The sequence below is a fragment of the Sphingobium sp. FW306-1B-F04DB genome (genome assembly GCF_058781925.1).
This window is the reverse complement of record NZ_JBYSXE010000039.1, coordinates 18,025-38,547: the sequence shown is the minus strand read 5'-3', so window position 1 is coordinate 38,547 and position 20,523 is coordinate 18,025. Positions and strand designations below refer to the sequence as shown.

At 66.9% G+C, this 20,523-nt stretch carries 26 protein-coding genes; 13 read left to right on the top strand and 13 right to left on the bottom strand.

Annotation, left to right across the window (positions count from 1 at the left end; genetic code table 11):
* Window positions 1-12: 12 nt before the first annotated feature.
* On the bottom strand, window positions 13-396 hold the full coding sequence (locus AC3WJD_RS15875) for a hypothetical protein (protein WP_492747675.1): 384 nt from the start codon (window positions 394-396) through the stop codon (window positions 13-15).
* A 55-nt stretch (window positions 397-451) separates the two neighbouring features.
* Window positions 452-610, bottom strand: coding sequence for a hypothetical protein (locus tag AC3WJD_RS15870; RefSeq protein ID WP_492747674.1), 159 nt, complete (start codon window positions 608-610; stop codon window positions 452-454).
* Between the two features lie 299 nt (window positions 611-909).
* Between AC3WJD_RS15870 and AC3WJD_RS15865 the strand changes: the two genes are divergently transcribed.
* From AC3WJD_RS15865 to AC3WJD_RS15850, 4 genes are read left to right on the top strand one after another with little or no spacing between them, the layout of a single operon-like run.
* Window positions 910-1,257, top strand: a complete 348-nt coding sequence (locus AC3WJD_RS15865; protein ID WP_492747673.1) for an ArsR/SmtB family transcription factor — start codon at window positions 910-912, stop codon at window positions 1,255-1,257.
* The gene (locus AC3WJD_RS15860; protein ID WP_492747672.1) at window positions 1,254-1,751 is read left to right on the top strand and encodes an SRPBCC family protein; all 498 of its coding nucleotides are present in this window, start codon (window positions 1,254-1,256) and stop codon (window positions 1,749-1,751) included. Before AC3WJD_RS15865 ends, AC3WJD_RS15860 begins: the two co-directional genes overlap by 4 nt.
* Window positions 1,748-2,203 carry a hypothetical protein gene (locus tag AC3WJD_RS15855; protein ID WP_492747671.1) on the top strand — a complete coding sequence of 152 codons (456 nt, stop codon included), beginning with the start codon at window positions 1,748-1,750 and terminating at the stop codon, window positions 2,201-2,203. Before AC3WJD_RS15860 ends, AC3WJD_RS15855 begins: the two co-directional genes overlap by 4 nt.
* Window positions 2,203-2,565: a VOC family protein gene (locus tag AC3WJD_RS15850; protein WP_492747670.1), complete on the top strand. Its 363-nt coding sequence runs from the start codon at window positions 2,203-2,205 to the stop codon at window positions 2,563-2,565. Before AC3WJD_RS15855 ends, AC3WJD_RS15850 begins: the two co-directional genes overlap by 1 nt.
* A 24-nt stretch (window positions 2,566-2,589) precedes the next feature.
* Here AC3WJD_RS15850 and AC3WJD_RS15845 read toward each other — a convergent pair whose 3' ends face one another.
* The 3 genes from AC3WJD_RS15845 to AC3WJD_RS15835 all read right to left on the bottom strand — a co-directional run bounded on the left by AC3WJD_RS15845 (window position 2,590) and on the right by AC3WJD_RS15835 (window position 4,159).
* Window positions 2,590-2,988 carry a low affinity iron permease family protein gene (locus tag AC3WJD_RS15845; protein WP_492747669.1) on the bottom strand — a complete coding sequence of 133 codons (399 nt, stop codon included), beginning with the start codon at window positions 2,986-2,988 and terminating at the stop codon, window positions 2,590-2,592.
* A gap of 437 nt (window positions 2,989-3,425) precedes the next feature.
* Window positions 3,426-3,734: a hypothetical protein gene (locus tag AC3WJD_RS15840; RefSeq protein ID WP_492747668.1), complete on the bottom strand. Its 309-nt coding sequence runs from the start codon at window positions 3,732-3,734 to the stop codon at window positions 3,426-3,428.
* Window positions 3,735-3,922: 188 nt separating this feature from the next.
* Entirely contained in the window at window positions 3,923-4,159 is a 237-nt protein-coding gene (locus tag AC3WJD_RS15835; protein ID WP_492747667.1) for a hypothetical protein, read from the bottom strand.
* Between the two features lie 850 nt (window positions 4,160-5,009).
* On the opposite strand from AC3WJD_RS15835, the gene AC3WJD_RS15830 reads away from it, so the two are divergent.
* Entirely contained in the window at window positions 5,010-5,312 is a 303-nt protein-coding gene (locus AC3WJD_RS15830; RefSeq protein WP_492747666.1) for a glycine zipper 2TM domain-containing protein, read from the top strand.
* 202 nt (window positions 5,313-5,514) lie between these two features.
* Window positions 5,515-5,733: a hypothetical protein gene (locus AC3WJD_RS15825; protein ID WP_492747665.1), complete on the top strand. Its 219-nt coding sequence runs from the start codon at window positions 5,515-5,517 to the stop codon at window positions 5,731-5,733.
* Window positions 5,734-5,760: 27 nt separating this feature from the next.
* On the opposite strand, the gene AC3WJD_RS15820 is transcribed toward AC3WJD_RS15825, so the two are convergent.
* Window positions 5,761-7,038 carry a TetR/AcrR family transcriptional regulator gene (locus AC3WJD_RS15820; RefSeq protein WP_492747664.1) on the bottom strand — a complete coding sequence of 426 codons (1,278 nt, stop codon included), beginning with the start codon at window positions 7,036-7,038 and terminating at the stop codon, window positions 5,761-5,763.
* A gap of 98 nt (window positions 7,039-7,136) precedes the next feature.
* Here AC3WJD_RS15820 and AC3WJD_RS15815 point away from each other — a divergent pair, with 98 nt between their 5' ends.
* Window positions 7,137-7,907 carry a thioesterase family protein gene (locus tag AC3WJD_RS15815; protein ID WP_492747663.1) on the top strand — a complete coding sequence of 257 codons (771 nt, stop codon included), beginning with the start codon at window positions 7,137-7,139 and terminating at the stop codon, window positions 7,905-7,907.
* Window positions 7,908-7,933: 26 nt separating this feature from the next.
* Here the strand turns inward: AC3WJD_RS15815 and AC3WJD_RS15810 are convergent, their stop codons facing one another.
* Both AC3WJD_RS15810 and AC3WJD_RS15805 read right to left on the bottom strand, forming a co-directional pair.
* Window positions 7,934-8,983, bottom strand: coding sequence for a YeiH family protein (locus AC3WJD_RS15810; RefSeq protein WP_492747678.1), 1,050 nt, complete (start codon window positions 8,981-8,983; stop codon window positions 7,934-7,936).
* Entirely contained in the window at window positions 8,983-10,701 is a 1,719-nt protein-coding gene (locus AC3WJD_RS15805) for an N-acyl-D-amino-acid deacylase family protein (protein WP_492747662.1), read from the bottom strand. The genes AC3WJD_RS15810 and AC3WJD_RS15805 overlap by 1 nt, the downstream gene beginning before the upstream one ends.
* A gap of 158 nt (window positions 10,702-10,859) precedes the next feature.
* Here AC3WJD_RS15805 and AC3WJD_RS15800 point away from each other — a divergent pair, with 158 nt between their 5' ends.
* Window positions 10,860-11,483, top strand: a complete 624-nt coding sequence (locus tag AC3WJD_RS15800; protein WP_492747660.1) for an NADPH-dependent FMN reductase — start codon at window positions 10,860-10,862, stop codon at window positions 11,481-11,483.
* A 189-nt stretch (window positions 11,484-11,672) separates the two neighbouring features.
* On the opposite strand, the gene AC3WJD_RS15795 is transcribed toward AC3WJD_RS15800, so the two are convergent.
* Entirely contained in the window at window positions 11,673-12,236 is a 564-nt protein-coding gene (locus tag AC3WJD_RS15795; RefSeq protein ID WP_492747659.1) for a TlpA family protein disulfide reductase, read from the bottom strand.
* A 16-nt stretch (window positions 12,237-12,252) separates the two neighbouring features.
* Between AC3WJD_RS15795 and argH the strand changes: the two genes are divergently transcribed.
* From argH to AC3WJD_RS15775, 4 genes are read left to right on the top strand one after another with little or no spacing between them, the layout of a single operon-like run.
* Window positions 12,253-13,629: an argininosuccinate lyase gene (argH, locus tag AC3WJD_RS15790; protein ID WP_492747677.1), complete on the top strand. Its 1,377-nt coding sequence runs from the start codon at window positions 12,253-12,255 to the stop codon at window positions 13,627-13,629.
* On the top strand, window positions 13,626-13,868 hold the full coding sequence (locus AC3WJD_RS15785; protein ID WP_492747658.1) for a hypothetical protein: 243 nt from the start codon (window positions 13,626-13,628) through the stop codon (window positions 13,866-13,868). Before argH ends, AC3WJD_RS15785 begins: the two co-directional genes overlap by 4 nt.
* 3 nt (window positions 13,869-13,871) lie before the next feature.
* Window positions 13,872-15,143, top strand: a complete 1,272-nt coding sequence (lysA, locus tag AC3WJD_RS15780) for a diaminopimelate decarboxylase (RefSeq protein ID WP_492747656.1) — start codon at window positions 13,872-13,874, stop codon at window positions 15,141-15,143.
* Window positions 15,144-15,188: 45 nt separating this feature from the next.
* A complete protein-coding gene (locus AC3WJD_RS15775; RefSeq protein WP_492747655.1) occupies window positions 15,189-15,944 on the top strand; it encodes a precorrin-2 dehydrogenase/sirohydrochlorin ferrochelatase family protein in 756 nt (251 codons plus the stop codon).
* 6 nt (window positions 15,945-15,950) lie between these two features.
* On the opposite strand, the gene AC3WJD_RS15770 is transcribed toward AC3WJD_RS15775, so the two are convergent.
* The 3 genes from AC3WJD_RS15770 to mgtE form a co-directional block, all read right to left on the bottom strand.
* Window positions 15,951-16,538, bottom strand: a complete 588-nt coding sequence (locus tag AC3WJD_RS15770) for a response regulator (RefSeq protein ID WP_492747654.1) — start codon at window positions 16,536-16,538, stop codon at window positions 15,951-15,953.
* 356 nt (window positions 16,539-16,894) lie between these two features.
* Window positions 16,895-17,299, bottom strand: a complete 405-nt coding sequence (locus tag AC3WJD_RS15765) for a DUF1489 family protein (RefSeq protein WP_492747653.1) — start codon at window positions 17,297-17,299, stop codon at window positions 16,895-16,897.
* 36 nt (window positions 17,300-17,335) lie between these two features.
* The gene (gene mgtE, locus AC3WJD_RS15760) at window positions 17,336-18,751 is read right to left on the bottom strand and encodes a magnesium transporter (protein ID WP_492747652.1); all 1,416 of its coding nucleotides are present in this window, start codon (window positions 18,749-18,751) and stop codon (window positions 17,336-17,338) included.
* A gap of 281 nt (window positions 18,752-19,032) precedes the next feature.
* Here mgtE and AC3WJD_RS15755 point away from each other — a divergent pair, with 281 nt between their 5' ends.
* Window positions 19,033-19,482, top strand: coding sequence for a peptidylprolyl isomerase (locus AC3WJD_RS15755; protein ID WP_492747651.1), 450 nt, complete (start codon window positions 19,033-19,035; stop codon window positions 19,480-19,482).
* A 140-nt stretch (window positions 19,483-19,622) separates the two neighbouring features.
* On the opposite strand, the gene AC3WJD_RS15750 is transcribed toward AC3WJD_RS15755, so the two are convergent.
* Window positions 19,623-20,504 carry a LysR substrate-binding domain-containing protein gene (locus AC3WJD_RS15750; RefSeq protein ID WP_492747650.1) on the bottom strand — a complete coding sequence of 294 codons (882 nt, stop codon included), beginning with the start codon at window positions 20,502-20,504 and terminating at the stop codon, window positions 19,623-19,625.
* Window positions 20,505-20,523: the final 19 nt, after the last annotated feature.

The following is a 20,523-nucleotide window of genomic DNA, read 5'->3' as shown; positions in this document are numbered from 1 at the left end:
GGTGGGTGCGGGCTATCCCGGCTTGCCGCGCTTGTCCGAAGCGCTGGTGGTGGTCGCGAGCACGGTGCCGAGGATCGCAGCAACCTTGGCGATGTCGGCCAGCGTCTTGCCCACGCTCTTGCGTGCCGCCCTGGCCTCGTTGGCGGGCTTGCCATTGCCGACACCGCTGCTACCGCCATCCGCCTTGCCCATGCGCATCTCGTTGGCGAACGCCATCAGCCCTGCAGCGGCCATCTCGGCGACGAGCGGGTGCTTGAGCAGCGCGACCAGCTTGTCGCCCTGCTTGCGCAAGTTCTTGGGAATCTTCACCCCGCCGATCGCCTTGGGCAACGTGTCGGCCTTCTTCGTCTTTGCGGCCTTCTTGCCGGTCGTTGCGGCCTTGTCTTTCTTCGCCATGCGCGTCTCCGCCCTTGCACGCGCATTACATGCCCAAAGTCGACGCCGGGTCAAATCATTCGCGCCGTCGCGCCTTGGGTGCCGGCGCTGCGCACGTCGCCATATCGTTGCGCGCCGGCTTGTCCTTGCGCGGCTCTGCAAGCGCGCAGGCGCGCGGCGTGTCGGCGCCCGAGGGGCCCGTCACCACATCGAAATCGAAACCGCCGGTCATCATTCTGCCTCCTTCATGGTGGAGGCCGTCTCGGCGCGGGGTGGGATCGGTTCTGTGTGAGGAAGCCGGGTGCCGCCCTGCGCAAAGGCGGCTTCCCGTGTCTGTCGTGCGTCAGTCGCGCAGCGTGCCGGGAACCACCAGTCTGTACCAGCGATACCAAAATCGGCCGTAAGGTGCGTGTGCGTGCATGACCCCGCCTGCCTAGCCCCAGCTGCCGCGCCCGGCAAGCGCGAAAGCGCGCTGGATTGACACCGAGGGCGCATTAATATAGCCGTTTGGTTATTGAACTAATGAGTTATGCAATGAACCCCTCCGAACGCCTCAACGCAACCTTCACCGCACTGGCCGATCCCACGCGGCGCGCGATCCTTGCGCGGCTGGCGCGGAGCGAGGCATCGGTCGCCGAACTCGCCCAGCCCTTCGCGATGAGCCAGCCAGCGATCTCCAAGCACCTGAAGGTGCTCGAGCGCGCGGGGCTGATCTCATCGGCGATCGTAGGGCAACGCCGGCCGCGGCGGATGGAGCCCGCGCCGCTCGCCGAGGCGATCGGCTGGCTCGAGGAGCATCGGCAGCTCTGGGAGCACAATTACCAGCGCCTCGACGCGCTGCTCGCCGAACTGCAATCATTCGCAAAAGGAGAGCCGCAATGAGCCAGCCACTTTCGATTGTCGCGCAGGGGGACACCGAGATCGTCGTCACGCGCCTGTTCGACGCGCCACGCCATCTCGTCTTCGCCGCGCTCACCGTGCCCGCGCTCGTCCGCCGCTGGCTGCTCGGCCCCGATGGCTGGACGATGCCGGTATGCGAGATCGACGCCCATGTCGGCGGCGACTTTCGCTACGAGTGGCGCAATGCCGACGGACGGACGATGGGAATGCGCGGCGTTTTTCGCGAGATCGTCGCGCCCGAACGCATCGTCCATACCGAGCTGTTCGACGAGGACTGGACGGGCGGCGAAACGCTCTGCACACAGCATCTGGCCGAAACCGATGGCCGCACGACGCTGACGACGACCGTTGTCTATGCCTCGACCGCGGCGCGCGATGCCGCTCTCCGGACGGGCATGGCCGAGGGGATGGAGGCGGGCTATGCACGGCTCGATGCGATCTTCGCGGACCAGCTGGCCGGGGAGAACGCACGATGAACGCCGGCGCTGCGCAGACACGCGCACAGGGAGGTATCCGCCGTTCGATCGTCGCGATCGGCGTCGGGCTGCTGATCAACTTCGTCGGCGGGCTCGGGCTCGACCAGTTCTTCCACATGCTTGGCATCTATCCGCCCTGGGGTGTGCCTATGACCGAGCCGACGGACAATTTGCTCGCGTTGAGTTATCGCATCGTGATCGCGATCGGCTCCTGTTATGTCGTGGGGCGGCTCGCGGCCTGGGCGCCGATGCGCCACGCGCTGATCCTCGGCGGCATCGGCTTTGTGCTCAGCAGCCTCGGCGCCCTCACAGCGGCTAGGCTGGAACTGGGGCCGCTCTGGTATCCGCTCGCGCTCGTCGCGGTCACGCTGCCCTCCGCCTGGATCGGAGGCGGGCTCGCCCGCCGCGCCCCGCGCCGAGCGGCCGGCCATGGACAACAGGGAGGAATGTGATGATCCGCAAAGTCGCCTTCACGATGTACCCGGTGTCCGACATGCGCCGCGCGCGCGGCTTCTACGAAGGCACGCTCGGCCTCTCGTCGCACTGGCCGGAGACCAGCCCCTGGGTCGAATATGACCTGCCCGAAGGCGGCTGCCTCGCGATCACCACCGTCACCGGCGAGGCGCCGAGCGCAAAGGCTGGCGGCACGATCGCGTTCGAGGTCGCGGATCTCGACGCGCTCGTCGCCGATCTCCGGACACGCGAGGTGAAGCTGGTCGGCGATCTTGTGAAGGGGCCGCATTGCCGAATGATGGTCTGCCTGGACCCCGACGGCAATTCGATCGTGCTGCACCAGCTCGACCCTAAGCACTAGCCCGCCGGTCGCTGCGGCCCAAGGTCATCGGCGCCGGATCAGCCGCTTGATCGGCTCATGCTGCGGCGTACCCTTGCCGAATTCACGTTCGAGTGTCGCGCGGATCGCCTCCAGTTCCCCCTCGGTCAGATGCTCGATGCCAATGAACTCATCGCGCGCGCCGCGCGCCGCGCGGATCAGTTCGTCGAGCTTGGCCTGGATCGCGCTCGCATCGCGATTCTGCGCATTCTGGATGAGGAACACCATCAGGAAGGTGACAATCGTCGTTCCCGTGTTGATCACCAGCTGCCAGGTATCCGACCAGCCGAACACGGGGCCGCTCAGCCCCCAGATCAGCACAACGGCGAGGGCAGTCGAAAAGGCGATTGGCTGCCCCGCCCAATGCGCAACCCGCTGCGCCAGTTTCTCGAAAACACGATGCATCGCAAACCCCCTTGCCGTTTTCCCGCGCATGCTGCGCGTATCGCCGAGCCCGGGCAAGTGGCACGCGCTTCAGTACGGCTGCGTTCCAATCACGAGGGCGCTGTGTCAGGATTCGCGCGCCCACGCCCTGCGAGTCCTGACCAAGAACCCCGCACCGCGTGCCGTCCCGGAATGTTGCGTTCGCGCCTGTGCAACGCGCCGTGGCGCGGCCGGCCGAGATTGGGATATGGATCAGGAACGATCTGATCGCGGGCATCGCGCGCGCGGCGCTTGCCTTTGCCGCATTGTTCACCACGCCTACGGCGGCGCAGGAAAGCTCATATGTACCGGACGTCTATTGGGAAGTCGCAATGGTCGATGTCGAGGACGGACAGGCAGTATGCTGCTGCGCGAACTCAAGTTCAAGTAGCAGTCGGGCAACATAGCCGGCGCCCGGCTTACCCCTGATCGTCGCGTCGGCCGCGCGGACGGTTGGTATCTATAGTGCTCCCCAGCGCGTCGCCGTCGTCCTCGATCTCGTCGGCGTCGGCGTCGCCACCCAGATCGGGGAGCATGTCGCTCTGGATCAGTCCTTCGGCGGGGCCTTCGCTCTCGACCTCGAGCATCTGCGCGCGCTGCTTGTCGTCATAGTCGTCCTTGATCCAGGCACCATCGACGCGCCCGTCGTCGGCTCGCGGCGGCAAAGGCGACCGCTGTCCCGCGGCATCGCGGAATTCCTGCTCCACCTGCTTCCGGTCGATCGACACCGCGCACCTCCTTTTCTCGACGCCGTTCGGCCCGCGACCCTCGATGTGCGCTTATAGCATGAAATGGCGCGCGAGACGCCCCACCGCAGCGGCTGTCCGGTCGCTTGCAAGCGAATGGGGGCTGGCATTGCTGCCAGCCCCCACGCGCCAAGTCCGGATCGCCCACATTCGCGACCGTCGACCCTTTCTCAGGCACCCTCTGCGCGGCCCTTGTCGAACGACCTTGCCCCGCACGGCATCTCTTCGACGACCTCGCGCGGCGGGCGCTCTCGCAAAGCCTTTGCGATGATCGACGTCGATTGCCAGGCACCAGCTGCGCCGCGGACTTCCTCGGGAAAATCGCTGGCCGGCAGCGGCGCCGTCGCCGCGAAGCCCCGCTCGTATCCGCTCAGCGCTTTTCGGCTGGGTGCGATGCTTTCATGCATGGCCGAGTCGTGCAAAGCGCAAAGCGGGGCATTTGGCCTGTGGATAACGGGGATATCGGGGAGAAGCGCCGGATGAGGTCATGGCGTCAGTTCCGGCCACGATGCCGCTGCGTCGCGTATACGAATGGGGGCTGGCATTGCTGCCAGCCCCCACTGCGCCGGGTCCGGTTTCCGTGCCTTGCGACACGCCACGCGGCCCCTGGCGTTTTGCCCTGTCCTTGCACCGAAGCGCGCCGACATTGCATGGGCTTCGTCATGATCTGTGCCCGGTTTCCGCTTGCGCTTCACCAAAGCCTGTCTCATCGATCGCCCTGACTGCTGTTTCCTGATTGATTTCCCAAGGGAAATCGCTCTTCCACACCAGCCTGTCGCCTGATCTCGACCCTTCGTTTCCGTCCGGCCGCTCTTGGCTACAGACGGAGATTTCCATGGAAGGTCGAGTCGCACAATGCCCAAAATCGGGGTCTTGACCTGTGGATAACGGGGATATCGGGGATAAGCAGCACAATGACCGGCTGCACGGGGGCCATGCCATGCCGGCGCCCGTCACACAAGCTTGCGGGGCGCCTTTGCCCCTCCGCGCATCGGTGTGGCGGGACAAGGTATAGCGCGGTTCGTCGAAGGAAATGGGCGTTCCGACGCCTTTCGCGCCGATACTGCTCGGAAGACTGGATGGGGATGCCATAGCCGGGGCGTCAAACGTGGCAATGGCCGGCGCAATGCCCTCTTTGCACATTTTACGCCTTATCTTTCAGTGCCTTGCGTTGTTGTATCAGGTTCATGCAACCGCAGACATCATGGACGCGTTCAGACGAGGTCATTGATCAAAATCAATAAAAGGGAAGTTGCTATGCGTAATTTTGTTCTTGCTCTTGGCGCCCTCTCGCTCGCCATTCCAGCGACGATGGCGTTGCCGACCGAAAAGGCCGAAGCGCGTAAACATTACCAGTACAAGGAATGGCGCGGTCGCGACGGTCGGACATATTGCCGCAAGTCGGACGGCACGACGGGCCTGATTGTGGGCGCCGCGGGCGGTGCACTGCTCGGCCGCGCGATCGACACGCGCGGCGAGCGCACCACCGGCACCGTCGTGGGCGCCGCCGCGGGCGCGCTGCTTGGCAAGGAAATCGACAGCAAGCGCCGTTGCCGCTGACCGACTCGATGGTTGAGGCTGAATCAACCTGAGCCGTCGATCACGGCCTCACCCGCTGCGATCGCATCGACATTTTGTTTCAAAACGGGGCGCCCGGGCGCCCCGTTTCCGTTTCCACTACGTAAAAACCCTCGGTTCGTCGACGAAACCTAACGCCCTGTCGGCGGTTCATGCTATGCTTCCACGGGAAAGGGGACGTAGCATGCGTGTTGTGCAGCCGAACGACCAGATCCGGGCGATTGAGCCGGGGCTGATGGGCTACCGGATCACCTATCATCGTGAAGAGGCGAACCACTGCCCGGGCTGCGGCAACAGCAACTGGCACATCGGAAGAATTTCCGCGCAATGCGCATTTTGCGACACGACACTGCCCTTTGCCAACGGCGCTGCAATCTCGATGGCATCGCCGCTCCACATCTGACGCCGAGCGCTGATCGCCAACCCCGGCTCAGCTTGTGAAATCAGGCTGAACCCCTTGGTTGGCGAGCACGCGATCGTCGAACAGCCCGAAAGCAAGCGTCGAGGCATAGAGCGAGATCGCGTCGGCGGGATCGAGCGTATCGGCCCAGTTGTGCAGCTCATAGGCGGCGTTGAGCATCGCGACGAGTGTCTGACTGGCGACAAGCGGATCGACCGCGCGCACCGACCCCTCGCTGATCCCGTCGATCATCATCCCCGCAAAGCGCCGCGCCACGTGGTCCGATCGCTCAACCATCGCGTCGCGCACGCCGCGCGGAAGTGCCTGCAGCGCGGTGGTCCGGAGCAACGGCCCGCGCTCGGAAAACTGGACGTCGAGCACCATCGCGATCGCCGAGCAGAGCCGCTGCCACTGGCTGCCGCCCGCCAGATCGGCGCCCCGCTGTGCCTGGGCGAGAGTCTCGAAGCTGCGGGCGAAGCAATCAACAACGAGCTCATCCTTGGCGTCCAGATGGTGGTAGAAGCTGCCCTTGGTCACGTTGAGCTCGGAGGCGATGCGGTCGACCGACGCGCCGCGATAGCCACGTTCGTTGATCAGCCGCGTCGCGGCCCTGAGGAAGCTGCGTCGCGCAAGCTCGGATCCCTCGAGCCGCGCGGGGTCGGCAAGCAGCGTCTGCACCGGCGCCCACCCGGCGCCGTCGCGCGCAAGGCCATGGTCGAACAGCTCGAACATCCGCGCTGCCAGCCGCGGGAATTCATCGGTCGCATAATGCTGCAGCCAGCCCGGCAACCAGAAGATCGTCTCGACCAGCACATGCGTCCGCGCGGTCAGCAGTGCCTTGGCACGATCATTGTCCGCTGTGCCAAAGAACCCGCGGATGCGGCGCAGCAGCCCGCGATAGCGCTCGGCGAGCGCCTCACGCTCGGGGCCGTCCATCGCGCGCAGATCGGACAGGACCGTGAAGGGCGCCTCCTCACCCTCCCGGATGCGCGCGCGCTGCGCAAAGCTCTCCTCGACATAGGCGCGGACGCGCGATCGCGGATCACGCGCGCGCTCGGCATGCGTCACGATCGCCTCGATCCGGTCGAGCGAGCGGTCGTAACAGGCCGCCGCGAGCAGTTCCTTGCGCTTGAAATAATAGGTGACGCTCGTCGTATTGAGGCCCACCTCCGCGGCGACATCGGCCAGCGTCATGCCGCGCGCGCCATTCTCGTTGATCTCGGCCGCCGCCGCATCGAGGATCAGCTCGCGCTTGCGCTGAAAACGCGCCGTCTCCCCCCGATTCGTAGTGATGGTATCGCCCGTCATAGCCAAAAGCCTAGCAATTCGTGCAGCAATCGAACAGCCGGTCTTGCACTCACCGCGCCGGCAGCCTTATCCACGGCGCAAATGGACAGGATGCGCGGATGACGACATTGGCCGAAATCATCGCCGAAGGGAGGGTGAGCGGCGATGTGCGCCGCTTCGACATTCCCGCAAGCTGGATGCAGGGTCGAACCGCCTATGGCGGGCTGTCGGCGGCGCTCGCGCTTGAGGCCGCCCGGACGACCGCGGAAGACCTGCCGCCGCTGCGCACCGCCCAGATCTCGTTTGCCGGGCCGCTTGCGGCCGAGGTCGCGGTCACTGCGCGTACGTTGCGTCGGGGGCGCACCGCCGCGTTCGTCAGTGCCGATGTCGAGTCGGATGTGGGTCTCGGCCTTGCCGCCACCTTCGTTTTCATGGGCGACCAGCCCTCGCATATCGATCATGTCGCAATGGCGGCCCCCGCGATCTTCCCCGATCCGCCGCCCGCACCCGCGGCGGCAGGCAGGAGTGACCAGTTCTTCCAGCATTTCGATTATGTTGAGGCGGAGGGCGATTTCGACCGCGCCGACTGGGTGCGCTGGGTCCGGCTGCGCGAACGCGACGGACTCGATCCGATGATCGCGCTGATGGCGGTCGCCGATGCGCTGCCCCCGGCGGCGCTGGGGCTGGCCACCCAGCGCGGCCCGATCAGCTCGATGACGTGGCTCCTCAACATGCTCACCGCGCGGCCCGAGACGCGCGACGGATGGTGGCTGCTGCGCTCGCGCGCCGACTATGCGCGCAACGGCTGCTCGAGTCAGACCATGGCGATCTGGAATGCCGATGGCGTGCCTGTCGCAAGCGGCATGCAGAGCGTGGCGCTGTTCGTCTGATTCGCTCCTCGGGCGTATCGCCGGGGCTAGCCGAGCACCAGCGCCGCCAGCGCAGAGAGCGTCAGCGCCACCAGGGTCGGAATCACCACGGAAAGCATGGGCTTGGGGCCGCTGTCGAGCAGCGTGTTCATCGGCGAGCGCATGCCCGTCGCAGCGACGGCGCAAGCGAGCAGCGCGCTCGCAATCTTTTGTGCGAGGTCGCCCGCTGCCGGCGGGATCGGGATTACCGAGTTGAGCGCGGCCAGCGCGAAGAAGCCGATGACGAACCAGGGCAGGCGCAGGAGCGAGTCCCGCTTCACCCCTTCGGTGGGAAATGCGAGCGCGACCAGCGCGAGCACGGGGGCGAGCAGCGCGACGCGCGAAAGCTTGACGATCGCGGCGGTCTCGCCGGCCTCTGCGGAGAAGGAATAGCCCGCGCCCAGCGCCTGCGCGACGTCGTGGATCGACGCGCCGATCAGGAAACCCGCACCCTTGTCGCCCAATCCCATCAGATGCGCGACGATGGGGTAGAGGAACATCGCGAACGAACTCAGCGCCGAGACGATGACGAGGACGAGCGTCAGCTGTGCCTGGCTCGCGCGCTTTTCGCCGAGCACCGCCGCCAGCGCGAGCGCGGCCGAGGCGCCGCAGATCGCGACCGCGCCGCCCGCAAGCGTCCCGAAGGCCGCACCGAGCCCCAGCGTCCGCCCGGCAAGCACGCCCGCGCCGATCGTCGCGCCGACGATCAGCAGCAGCGCGACGAGCGCCCAAGGGCCGAGGTCGACAACCTGACTCATGGTGACGCGCAGGCCCACAAGCACGATGCCAAGCCTCAGCAGCGTGCGCGAAGCGAAGGCGAGTCCGGGCCCGAGCCGTGCATCCGCGCTGAGGAAATTGAGCGACAGCCCGATCAGCAGCGCCATCAGCGTCAGCGGCGCGCCATAATGGTCGGACAGATAGCCCGCGGCGAGCGTCGCCAGCGCGGCGACGCCGAGGCCGGGGACATAGTGGCGCGGGGTGACGCGCGGCGGCGGCTCGAGATCGCCGTAGAGATCGGCGCCCTGCGGCAGCCTGCGCGTACTCGCCTGAGCCCCGATCACCGGCAGCGTCCGCCGTCGGGCCAGCCCCTCCAGCCCGCGCCGCGCACAACCTGTCCCGGCCTGGCGCCGGTATGCTCGCCGTCCTTGAGCACGGATGCGCCGTTGACGACGACATGGCGCATGCCCGTCGCATATTGGGCGGGCTTGGCGACGGTCGCGCGGTCGGCGATCGTCGCGGGATCGAAGACGACGATGTCGGCGTGATAGCCGGTGGCGAGCCGGCCACGGTCCCTGAGCCCGAGATTTTCGGCGGGCATCGCCGAGAGCCGGCGGATCGCATCGGGCAATGTCGCCGCCTTCTGGTCGCGAACATAATGGCCGAGCACGCGCGCGAAGGTGCCATAGGCGCGCGGGTGGTTGTTGTACTTGAGGAAGACACCCTCGGTCGCGGCGGCTTCCTCGTCCGAGCCGAAGCTCATCCAGGGCAGGCCGATCTGGCGGCGGACATTGTCTTCCGACATCAGCCGATAGAGCGTCGAGACGCGCGAGCCGTCCTCGATCACGAGGTCCATCGCGGTTTCCTCAGGGCTCTTGCCGCGCATCGCGGCGACCTCGGCAAGCGTCTTTCCGGTCAGCGGCTTGAGCGCGGGATTCTTGAAGCCGACGACGATCAGGTTTTCCGCCCCGCCCGCGGCGCGATAGAGATTCTCCCATCCCTTGCCCGGCGCCTTCATTTCGGCGGCGACGCGCGCGCGGATCGCTGGATCGCGCAGTCGCTTGATCCACGCCTCCTGCCCGCCGGCCTGCACCCAGGTCGGCATCGCGGCGTCGAGCCCGGTGCCCGCGATCGCGTAAGGATACATGTCGGCGGTGATGCGCAGCCCCTCGGCGCGCGCTTTTTCGATCCGCGCGATCGCGGCGTCGAGCTTGCCCCAATTGTCCCGTCCCGCCTGCTTCAGATGGTAGATTTCGGCGGGGGCGCCGCTGGCGCGCGCAATCGCGATCAGCTCGTCGATCGCTTCGATGAGCCGATCGCCCTCCGAGCGCATGTGGCTGATATACATGCCGCCGCACTGCGCAGCTTCGCTCACGAGCGCGATCAGCTCGGGGGTCTCCGCATAGGAGGCGGGCGCATAGATCAGCGAGGAGCCGACGCCCATCGCGCCTTCCTGCATCGCGGTACGGACGATCCGGCGCATTTCGGCAAGCTGGGCGGGCGTCGGATCGACGTCATCCTCGCCAAGCACATGTTCGCGGACAGTGGCCGCGCCCACGAAGGACGCGACGTTGGTCGAGACGCCCTTCTTCGTCAGGAATTCGAGATATTCACCCAGCGTCGTCCAGGTGATCGGATATTTGATGTCGCCCTGGCGCTCGACCGCGAGCTTCTTCATCGGGGCATTGAGCGGCCCGCTGCTTGTGCCTTCGCCCATCACCTCGAGCGTCACGCCCTGGCGGATATCGCTCTGCGCGCGGCCGTCCTCGATCAGCGAGTCATTGGCCCAGCTCAGCATGTTGATGAAGCCGGGGGCGACAGCGAGCCCGGCGGCGTCGATCGTTTGCTTTGCGGCCCCCGGCGCCTTGCCGCCGACATGGACGATGCGGTCGCCCTTGACCGCGACGTCGCCGACCACGCCCGGATTGCCCGATCCGTCGTACAGCGTGCCGCCGCGGATTAACAGGTCGTAATCGGGCGTGGCTGGTGTGCTCGCGCCGATCAACGCCGCGAGCAGCAGCGATCCGGCAATGCGGCGAAGGGGGAAGGGACGAGACATCAACGCGCTCCTCAACGGCAGGGGGGAAGGAGGGACACGCGGGCCTTTGCCTGTCTCGGTGACATGCGCGTCGATCCGTCCGTCTGCCATGCCCCGCCCTCCCTTATCCACACACAAGAACCTTGCCCGGCTGCGCGATTTCTTCAATAGCGGCGTGCATGTCGAGCACCGAACAACGTCCGCCCCTGATCGTCGGCCTTGGCGGCACCGTCAAGCAATGCAGCGCTACCGAAAGGGCGTTGCGACAGGTTCTGGCACGTTGCGAGGCGCAGGGCGCGGCGACGCTGCTGTTCGATGGTCCTTCGCTCGACATGCCGATGTACGCGCCGGAGATCCTCGAACGCACCGACAAGGCGCGTGCGCTGATCGACGGGCTGCGCCGCGCCGATGGCGTCGTGATCGCGTCGCCGGGCTATCACGGAACGGTCTCGGGGCTGATCAAGAATGCACTCGACTATGTGCAGGACATGGCGGGTGACGAGCGCGCCTATTTCGAAGGGCGCGCGGTCGGGCTGATCGCGGTTGCTGCGGGCTGGCAGGCGACGGGCACGACGCTGGCCACGCTGCGCTCGATCACGCACGCACTCAGGGGCTGGCCGACACCGATGGCGGTCGCGATCAACTCGATGACCCCGGTTTTCGGTGAAAACGGCGACGTGACCGATTCCGCGTTCGTCCAGCAGCTCGACATCATGGCGGGGCAGGTGGTGAGCTTTGCGCAGATGAAGGCGCTGCACGACCTGTCGCAAGCCGCTGCCGACGCCTGCGACGCGCGCGTCTGAGGCGGTCCGGCTGCCGCCGAACTTCGCAAACCTCGCGCATATGCGCATGTGAATTCCTCCCGCCGTGACGCGGCCGAGCGCGTCGCGCGGGGAGCGTGACGCAATGCGCGGATGTAGGACAGCGCTGTAGGAGACAATCCCAGGGAATGCGGCATTTGTGCCGCACCCCGCCGCAGCGCGCGGGCCCGGTCAGCCCAGGGTTTCGGCGAGCAGCGTGTTGGCGCGCGGACCGTCCCAGTCCATCCCGCCGATCACGCGCCAGACCTCCTTGCCCTCGGCGTCGTAGAGGATGGTGGTCGGCAGCATCCCGCTGGCATAGCTGAGGCCGAGCCTGTTCTCGGGGTCGAGATAGGGCTCGAGCATCGCGTAGCGGTTCTTTTCGAACCAGGGGCCGACGACCGCCTTGCCCTTGGAATCCTGCGAGATGGTGAGCACCTTGAGCTTGCCTGAGTGTCGCTTCGCCAGCGCATCGAGCGCGGGCATTTCCTTGATGCACGGCCCGCACCAGGTCGCCCAGAGATTGACCAGCACGGGCTTGCCCCGGAACGTCTCCAGCGTCACTTCGCTGCCATCGGGCGCGGCGAAGCTTTCCTTTGGCATGGCCGTGCCGCGCTGCGCGATATCGAGCGTGCCCGTGAACGCCTCTGGCTGCGCATTGTCCGCAGCGACGTTCGCTTGCGGCGCGGGTTCGGATTGCCTATCGCAGCCGCCGAGCGCTGCAAGGCCGAGGAGTAGAATGAGCGAAGACCGCACCAAGGGCTCCAATAGCATGTGGGGCGGGCGTTTCGAGGAAGGCCCTGCCGCCGTCATGCGCGAGATAAACGCCTCGATCCCCTTCGACAAGCGGCTGTGGAAACAGGACATCGCGGGATCGAAGGCGCATGTCGCGATGCTGGGCGCACAGGGCATCGTGGGCGGCGAGGATGTCACGGCGATCCGCCAAGGGCTCGATGCGATCGCGGCCGAATATGAGGCGGATGGCGTTCCCGAGGACCTGGCGCTCGAGGACATCCATATGGTGACCGAGAGCCGGCTGGCCGAGCTGATCGGCCCGGCAGCGGGCAGGCTGCACACCGCACGTTCGCGCAACGACCAGGTCGCGACCGATTTCCGGCTGTGGGTGCGCGACGCGATCGACATGGTCGAGCCCGCGCTCGCCGCGCTGCAAAGGGCGCTGGTGGCGCGCGCCGAGGAGCATGTCGCGAGCGTGATGCCGGGCTTCACGCATCTGCAATCGGCGCAGCCGGTGACACTGGGGCATCACCTGATGGCCTATTACGAGATGATCGCGCGTGACCGTTCGCGCTTCGCTGATGCACGCCAGCGATTGAACCAGTGCCCGCTGGGCGCGGCGGCGCTCGCGGGGACGGGTTATCCGATTGATCGCCATGCGACCGCCCAGGCGCTCGGCTTCGACAGGCCCACCGACAATTCGCTCGATTCGGTGTCCGACCGCGACTTCGCGCTCGACTATCTGATGGCGGCGACGCAGTGCGCGATGCACCTGTCGCGGCTGGCCGAGGAGTTCATCATCTGGGCGAGCCAGCCCTTTGGCTTCGTTTCGCTTTCGGACCAGTGGTCGACAGGATCGTCGATCATGCCGCAGAAGCGCAATCCGGACGCCGCCGAACTGGTGCGCGGGCATAGCGGCCGGATCGCGGGCTGCATGGTGGCGCTCACCATGACGATGAAGGGGCTGCCGCTCGCCTATTCGAAGGACATGCAGGACGACAAGCCGCCCGTGTTCGAGGCGCATGACCTGCTGGGCCTGTCGATCGCGGCGATGACGGGGATGGTCGAGAGCGCGACCTTCCGCACCGACCGGATGCGCGCGCTCGCCGAAAGCGGCTTTGCGACCGCGACCGACCTCGCCGACTGGCTCGTCCGCGCGGGCGGCCTCCCCTTTCGCGAGGCGCATCATGTGACGGGGCGCGTCGTCAAGCTGGCCGAGGAGCGCGGCGTGAGGCTGGACGAGTTGCCGCTCGATGTGCTCCAGTCGGTCGATCCGCGTATCACCGAGGATTGTTTCGGGCTATTGCGGGTCGACGCCTCGGTCGCAAGCCGCACGAGCCATGGCGGCACCGCGCCGTCCGAGGTTCACAAGCGAATCGTCGAGGCAAAGGGCGTATTGGGAATGGCGCAATGAAGAGGCTGGTGATGTTCTCGATGCTGGCGCTCGCGCTGGCCGGCTGCGGCAGCAAGAAGCCGCTGACGCGCGTGGCGGGCGACGATCTGCCGCCGGTCCCCGCGGTCGAACGGCGTGCGCCGACCTCCGAGGAAATGATCACTCCCGACGATCAGGCGCGCCCCGAGCGCAAGGACGAAATCCTGAAGCAATCCGAGGAGCGCGAGGACGACAAGTTCGACCTTCCGCCGAGCGCCTGACCCATGAACCATTTCGATCTTCGCAGCGACAGGCTGCACGCCGAGGACGTGCCGCTGGACACGATCGCCGAGGCGGTGGGCACGCCCGTCTATGTCTATTCGCAGGCGACGATCGCGCGCCATGCCCGCGTGTTCCGCGAGGCGCTGTCGGGCGCGGGGCGCGGCGAGCCCTGGCTATCCTTCGCGGTCAAGGCCAATCCCAACCGGGCGGTGCTGTCGGTGCTCGCCAGCGAAGGATTCGGCGCGGACGTCGTCTCGGCGGGCGAGCTGATCCGCGCGATCGCGGCGGGCATCCCGGCCGAAAAGATCATCTTTTCCGGGGTGGGCAAGACCGCCGACGAGATGCGCCTCGCGCTCGCCCACGGCATCGGCCAGTTCAACCTCGAATCCGAACAGGAAGCCGAGATGCTCTCGGCGGTTGCGTCCGAGCTCGAGGTCGAGGCGCGTGTCGCCTATCGCGTCAATCCCGATGTCGATGCGGGAACGCACGCCAAGATCTCGACGGGCAAGTCGGAGAACAAGTTCGGCATCCCGATCGACAGCGCGCTTGGCGCCTATGCGCGCGCCGCGGCGCTGCCCGGGCTGAAGCTGCAGGGTGTCGCCGTGCACATCGGCAGCCAGCTGACCGCGCTCGCGCCGCTCGAGGCCGCGTTCGCCAAGGTCGGCGGACTGGTCCGCGAATTGCGCGCGGCGGGGCATGACATCACGATCGCCGATCTCGGCGGGGGGCTGGGTGTGCCCTATGATCCCGCGCTGCCCGTGCCGCCGAGCCCCGCCGACTATGGCGCGATGGTCAAGCGCGTGACCGAGGGGTGGGATATACGGCTCGCCTTCGAGCCGGGTCGGCTGATCGTCGCCAATGCAGGGCTGCTGCTGAGCAGCGTGATCCGCGTCAAGGACGGCGTGACGCATCCCTGGGTGATCGCCGATGCCGCGATGAACGACCTGCTCCGCCCCAGCCTGTACGACGCGTGGCACGATATTCGCGCGGTTGCGCCTTCGGGCGCGCGCTTCACCGCCAATGTCGTCGGGCCCGTCTGCGAAACGGGCGACACCTTCGCCACCGCGCGCGAGATGGACAGTGTCGAGGCGGGCGACCTGATCGCGTTCATGACCGCGGGTGCCTATGGCGCGACGATGGCGAGCACCTATAACAGCCGCGCGCTGACCCCCGAGGTGCTGGTCTCGGGCGACCGCTGGGCGGTGGTCCGCGCACGCCAGCCGCTCGAGGCGCTGATCGCGGGGGATTCGGTGCCCGACTGGCTGGGCGACTGACGCGCTGCTTGGCAATCGCATCGGTACGCGCGACAAGACGGGCCGATGCATAGCCTGCCCGTCTTTCTGCGGCTGAAAGGCCGTCCCGTCATCCTGATCGGCGAAGGGCCAGCCCGCGACGCCAAGGCGCGGCTGCTCGAACGTGCCGGCGCTATGATCGTCGACGAGGCCGATGAGGCGACGCTGGCGATCGTCGCGACCGATGACGACGCCGAGGCCGGGGCCGCGGTTGCGCGGCTCAAGGCGCGCGGGGTGCTGGTCAATGCGGTCGATCGCCCGGCGCTGTGCGATTTCACGCTGCCCGCGATCGTCGACCGCGATCCCGTGCTTGTCGCGATCGGGACGGGGGGCGCATCGGCGGGGCTCGCCAAGGTGCTGCGCCAGCGGATCGAGGCGCTGCTGCCCCAATCGCTGGGCAAGCTCGCGACCGCGCTGCACCGCGCCCGCGCCGCGATCCACGCGCGCTGGCCCGAGCCCGGCCAGCGGCGGCGGGCAATCGATGCGGCGCTCGAAGGAGCGCTTGATCCGCTGCGCGAACAGGGTGCCGAGGACGTGGCGCGCTGGTTGGCGGCGCCCGATGCGCCCGCACCGACGGGACTGGTAACGATCATGCTGCGCTCGGACGATCCCGACGACCTCACGCTGCGCGAGGCGCGGCTGCTGGGGCAGGCCGATACCGTATTCCATGCGCCCGATCTGCCCGCCGCAATCCAGGCGCGCATCCGCGCCGACGCGGTGCGCGTGACGGGCTTGCCCGGCCCGCCGTTGCCGACGGGGCTTTCGATCCATCTCGTCGGTTAGGCAGGCTTAGCCGCCGAGCTGGCTGATCCGCTGCTCGAGGGCGTGAAGCGAGTTGGCGAGTTGCTGGCGATCGGCCAGCATCTCCTGGAAGCTGGCGCGCAGTTCGCCGATCTCGATAGCGCGGTGCGCGATCCGCGCGTCGAGCGTTTCGTTGGACCGACGCAGTGCGTCGACCTCCTGCGCGCGCTCGATCAGGCGCCGCATTCGCGCGTCGAGCACCTCGAATTCGAAGGGTTTGGCGACATGGTCGTCCGCGCCACCGCCCAGCGCCTCGACCACCGCATCAGGATCGCTGCGCGCGGTGATCATCAGCACGGGAATGTGGCGGCGGTGCGCCATGCTGCGGATCTCGCGCAGCACCGTCATGCCCGACATGCCCGGCATCACCATGTCGAGCAGGACGAGATCGAAGCTGCGGCCTTGGAGCCGGTCGAGCGCCTCCTGGCCGCCCGCACACAGGCAGCAGCGATAGCCCATCTGGCCAAGGCGACGGCCAATGACCTGAAGGTTGGTCCGGCTGTCGTCGACCACCAGTATGTCGCGCGGCGCGCGCGGCACCACCAGTTGGGCCGCATCGAGCGGAGACAGGACCATATTCACCCCGGCTGACATGTTTCAGACGAGGGACATTAGGCCAAAAGCCCTCTCGATTTGGTTAACGAACTACCAATTTTCAAAGCGGGCATAACCGGGGCATCGCTTTGCATGATTTGGTGCCGGGGGACCTTAAGTCCTCTCCCGCTTTCGCGGGAGAGGGTTGGGTGAGGGTCTTCTTCCGTTTTCACCAACGCACCAGGCTCCGCTGAACGGCCGGGAAAAAGACCCTCACCGACTGCGACTAGGCCGCAAGCGGCCAAGTCTCCGTAGCCTCTCCCGCAAAAGCGGGAGAGGGCTCAGATCGACGTCAGCAACTGCGCCGAAACCGGTCATCCGATTTATCGGTCCAAGACCTAGACCAGCCCGAGCGCCGAAAGCTCGCCGAGCATCTCGCGCGGGAGCGCGTCGGCGTCGCCTAGTGCGCCGAGATCGGCGGGGGCATCGGCGGACTTCAGATAGCGCCAGCCCTGATGCGCGCGGCGCGGGCGCGGCTGGACCGTGACGAGCCGCGAATCGACCCGGATCATCCAGCGCTTCTCGTCCGCCATCTCCTCGAAACCCAGGATCGTCTGGCGCGCGACGAGCATGTGCTTGATGATCCAGAAGAGCGAGCCGCCGATGAGTTCCTCGTGTCGCGTCGGCCGGTAGCGCGTGGTGACGATCGCGACCTCGTTCTCGCTGCGTGCGGCGATGCGCTGGGCCAATATGTCGAGCGAGGCGCAGCCGACCGCGACCTTGGTGAGATTGAGTTCCGCCATGACGCGCAATTGGGCGCGCGCGCCGCCAAGATCAAGCTATCCCGCGAGCCCCGTCGCCGCCGCGAGGCCGAGAAAGACGAGGAAGCCCATCGAATCGGTCGTCATCGTGACGAAGATCGAGGAGGCGACCGCGGGGTCGGTGCCGTAGCGGTCGAGCGTCAGCGGCACGACGACGCCGGCAAGCCCGGCGATCAGGATATTGGTCATCATCGCCGCCGCGATCACGCCGCCCAGCGCCGGATTGGAAAAGTACAACGCAACGCCGATGCCGATCACCGCCGCCACGGTCACGCCATTGAGCAGCGCCACCCTGATCTCGCGCATGATACTGCGCCAGGTATTGGACTGGGTAAGCTGGTTGGTGGCGAGCGCGCGGACCGTCACCGCAAGCGTCTGCGTTCCCGCATTGCCGCCGACGCCCGCGACGATCGGCATGAGCACGGCGAGCGTGACCATCTGCGCGATCGTACCCTCGAACAGCCCGATGATCGTCGAGGCGACGAGCGCGGTGGCGAGATTGGCGATCAGCCAGCGCACGCGGCTCTTGTAGCTGTCGAGCACGGGCTCGTTGATGTCGCCCTCGCCCGCGCCCGAGAGCTTGAGGATATCCTCGCCCGCCTCTTCCTGGATGATGTGGACGATGTCGTCGACGGTGATCATGCCGACGAGGCGCCCCGACTGGTCGACCACCGCGGCCGAGATGAGCGCATATTTCTGGAATTTGAGCGCGACCTCTTCCTGGTCCATGTCGACCGGAATCAACGTCTGTTCGCGCGCCATCACGTCGGAGACCGCGATCGAGCGCGGGGTACGCAGAACCCAGCTCAGCGCACAGCAGCCGATCGGATGATGCGCCGCATCGACGACATAGACTTCCCAGAAATCGGTGGTCAGATCCTCGTTGCTGCGCAGATAGTCGAGCACGTCGCCGACCGTCCAGTGCTCGGGCACCGCGATCAGGTCGCGCTGCATCAGGCGGCCCGCGGACTCCTCGGGATAGGACAGCGCCTCCTCGATCGCGGCGCGGTCGTCGGGCGCCAACGCACGGAGGACGGCGCGCTGGTCGTCCTCCTCCATGTCCTCGATGATCGCGACCGCGTCGTCGGTATCGAGCTCGCCCGCGATCTCCGCCACCTGGTACGGCTCGAGCGCGTCGATCAGGTCCTCGCGGACATAGTCGTTCATCTCGGCGAGCACATCGCCGTCGAGCAGGTCGGGCAGCGCGGCGGCGAGCGCCTGGCGCTGGTCCGAGGGGGTCAGCTCGAAAAGATCGGCGATGTCGGCGGGATGGAGCGGCTCGACGAGCGCGTGCGCGCCTTCGGCATCACCCGAATCGACGCGATCGAGCACGCTCGAGACGAATTCGGGGGTCAGCCGGTCCTCGGCGTCATGGCTGGGCTCCGCGGCAGCCGCGGCGTCTTCGGGCACGGGTTTCAGCTCGGTCTCGCTCATCGCTGCCTCCCCTCGTGAAACACCGCCCCTGGAAGATTGTTGCTCTAGGCGCTCGAAACCGGACAGGCAATCCGTCCACTAGCACGCAAGATGGATGTTTTTGGCCGCCGCTATCGGGGATGAATGGCGCAGGCTTGCGTGCAAGCCCCGGCGGAGGCGGCGTGCACGCGACCCGCGCTGCCTCCGCCTCACCCTCGCGCGGATGTGCCGCCCTTTCCCTGCCGACAGGGATTGTTATATGGGGCGACAGTTTTCCACCCCCTTCTTGCCGGGAGCCGATCATGGCGGATACTTTGACCCTTACCCTCGACAATGGCGGCGATGTCGTCATCAAGCTGCGCCCCGACCTCGCCCCCGGCCATGTCGAGCGGATCAGCCAGCTCGCCGATGAGGGCTTTTACGACGGCGTGATCTTCCACCGCGTGATCGACGGGTTCATGGCGCAGGGCGGCGATCCGACGGGTACGGGCATGGGCGGATCGAAGCTGCCCGACCTGCAGGCCGAGTTCAGCCGCGAGCCGCATGTCCGCGGGGTCTGCTCGATGGCGCGCGCGATGAACCCCAACAGCGCCAACAGCCAGTTCTTCATCTGTTTCGACGATGCGCGCTTCCTCGACGGCCAGTACACCGTCTGGGGCGAGGTGACCTCGGGCATGGAGCATGTCGACGCGCTGCCCAAGGGCGAGCCGCCGGCGACCCCCGGCAAGATCGTCACCGCGCGCACGAGCTGACAATCAAGGTCCTCCCCAAGCTCCGCTTGGGGAGGGGGACCATGCGAAGCATGGTGGAGGGGTAGGCGCATGAACAAGACCCCTCCACCGCCCTTCGGGCGGTCCCCCTCCCCGAGCAAGCTCGGGGAGGACTTAATCGCTCAGGCGTCGAACAGCTGCACCAGCCAGTCGTGGAACAGCCGCACCGGGCGCGTCTCGAGCGCGCGCGGGCGGCACGCGAACCAGTAGCTGTACGGGCTCTCGACATCGATATCGAAAAGCCGGACGAGTCGCGGATCGTCGGCATCCTCGAGATGGCTGTCGAGCATGAAGGCGACGCCGAGCCCGCCCGCGGCGGCCTCGAGCATCAGCTGGCCCGAATCGAAATGGTCGATCGCCAGCGGTTCGAGCCCGTTGAGCCCGAGCGTGGCGCGGAACACGTCAAAGGTTTCGGGCATGTCGCGATGGATCAGCACGGTCGTGCGCGCCAGATCCTCGGGCGTGCGGATCGCGTTGGGGCCCTCGGTGAGCGTGCGCGCCGCGATCGGATAGACGAGGTTGCGCCCGAGCCGCCGCGAGTAGAGCGCGGGATCGATCTCGCGCGCCAGCGGGATCGCGACGTCGAGGCCCTCGCCGAGCCGCGACAGGCTGTGCGCGGCGGTGTCGATATCGAGGTGAAGCTCGGGATGCCTGGCGCGGAGCTCGGGCAGATGCGGCATCAGCTTCTGCGAGGCGAACAGCGGCAGGATACCCAGCCGCAGCCGGAGCACATCCTGAGTGTTGGCGAGATCGTCGATCGCGAGCGAGAGCATGTCGATCGCAGGCGCGATCTGGCGCAGCAGCCTTTCACCATCCTCGGTCAGCACCAGCGCCTGGTGGCGGCGGCTGAACAGCGCGCGGCCGAGAAAGCGTTCGAGCGCCTGGACACGGCGGCTGAGCGCGGGCGAGGAGAGCGCGAGCTCTTCCGCGGCGGCCTTGATCGAGCCGAGCCGGGCGACCTGTACGAAGGCTTCGATCGCGGTCAGGGGGGGCAAACGCCGCATCTATTCTCCTTGCTCCGCT

Bases quoted from the DNA above. Each gene is read 5' to 3' on its own strand.
- AC3WJD_RS15875 (WP_492747675.1), bottom strand. From the start codon at position 396: ATGGCGAAGAAAGACAAGGCCGCAACGACCGGCAAGAAGGCCGCAAAG.
- AC3WJD_RS15870 (WP_492747674.1), bottom strand. From the start codon at position 610: ATGATGACCGGCGGTTTCGATTTCGATGTGGTGACGGGCCCCTCGGGC.
- AC3WJD_RS15865 (WP_492747673.1), top strand. From the start codon at position 910: ATGAACCCCTCCGAACGCCTCAACGCAACCTTCACCGCACTGGCCGAT.
- AC3WJD_RS15860 (WP_492747672.1), top strand. From the start codon at position 1,254: ATGAGCCAGCCACTTTCGATTGTCGCGCAGGGGGACACCGAGATCGTC.
- AC3WJD_RS15855 (WP_492747671.1), top strand. From the start codon at position 1,748: ATGAACGCCGGCGCTGCGCAGACACGCGCACAGGGAGGTATCCGCCGT.
- AC3WJD_RS15850 (WP_492747670.1), top strand. From the start codon at position 2,203: ATGATCCGCAAAGTCGCCTTCACGATGTACCCGGTGTCCGACATGCGC.
- AC3WJD_RS15845 (WP_492747669.1), bottom strand. From the start codon at position 2,988: ATGCATCGTGTTTTCGAGAAACTGGCGCAGCGGGTTGCGCATTGGGCG.
- AC3WJD_RS15835 (WP_492747667.1), bottom strand. From the start codon at position 4,159: ATGCATGAAAGCATCGCACCCAGCCGAAAAGCGCTGAGCGGATACGAG.
- AC3WJD_RS15830 (WP_492747666.1), top strand. From the start codon at position 5,010: ATGCGTAATTTTGTTCTTGCTCTTGGCGCCCTCTCGCTCGCCATTCCA.
- AC3WJD_RS15825 (WP_492747665.1), top strand. From the start codon at position 5,515: ATGCGTGTTGTGCAGCCGAACGACCAGATCCGGGCGATTGAGCCGGGG.
- AC3WJD_RS15820 (WP_492747664.1), bottom strand. From the start codon at position 7,038: ATGACGGGCGATACCATCACTACGAATCGGGGGGAGACGGCGCGTTTT.
- AC3WJD_RS15815 (WP_492747663.1), top strand. From the start codon at position 7,137: ATGACGACATTGGCCGAAATCATCGCCGAAGGGAGGGTGAGCGGCGAT.
- AC3WJD_RS15805 (WP_492747662.1), bottom strand. From the start codon at position 10,701: ATGTCTCGTCCCTTCCCCCTTCGCCGCATTGCCGGATCGCTGCTGCTC.
- AC3WJD_RS15800 (WP_492747660.1), top strand. From the start codon at position 10,860: ATGTCGAGCACCGAACAACGTCCGCCCCTGATCGTCGGCCTTGGCGGC.
- argH (WP_492747677.1), top strand. From the start codon at position 12,253: ATGTGGGGCGGGCGTTTCGAGGAAGGCCCTGCCGCCGTCATGCGCGAG.
- AC3WJD_RS15785 (WP_492747658.1), top strand. From the start codon at position 13,626: ATGAAGAGGCTGGTGATGTTCTCGATGCTGGCGCTCGCGCTGGCCGGC.
- lysA (WP_492747656.1), top strand. From the start codon at position 13,872: ATGAACCATTTCGATCTTCGCAGCGACAGGCTGCACGCCGAGGACGTG.
- AC3WJD_RS15775 (WP_492747655.1), top strand. From the start codon at position 15,189: ATGCATAGCCTGCCCGTCTTTCTGCGGCTGAAAGGCCGTCCCGTCATC.
- AC3WJD_RS15770 (WP_492747654.1), bottom strand. From the start codon at position 16,538: ATGGTCCTGTCTCCGCTCGATGCGGCCCAACTGGTGGTGCCGCGCGCG.
- AC3WJD_RS15765 (WP_492747653.1), bottom strand. From the start codon at position 17,299: ATGGCGGAACTCAATCTCACCAAGGTCGCGGTCGGCTGCGCCTCGCTC.
- mgtE (WP_492747652.1), bottom strand. From the start codon at position 18,751: ATGAGCGAGACCGAGCTGAAACCCGTGCCCGAAGACGCCGCGGCTGCC.
- AC3WJD_RS15755 (WP_492747651.1), top strand. From the start codon at position 19,033: ATGGCGGATACTTTGACCCTTACCCTCGACAATGGCGGCGATGTCGTC.
- AC3WJD_RS15750 (WP_492747650.1), bottom strand. From the start codon at position 20,504: ATGCGGCGTTTGCCCCCCCTGACCGCGATCGAAGCCTTCGTACAGGTC.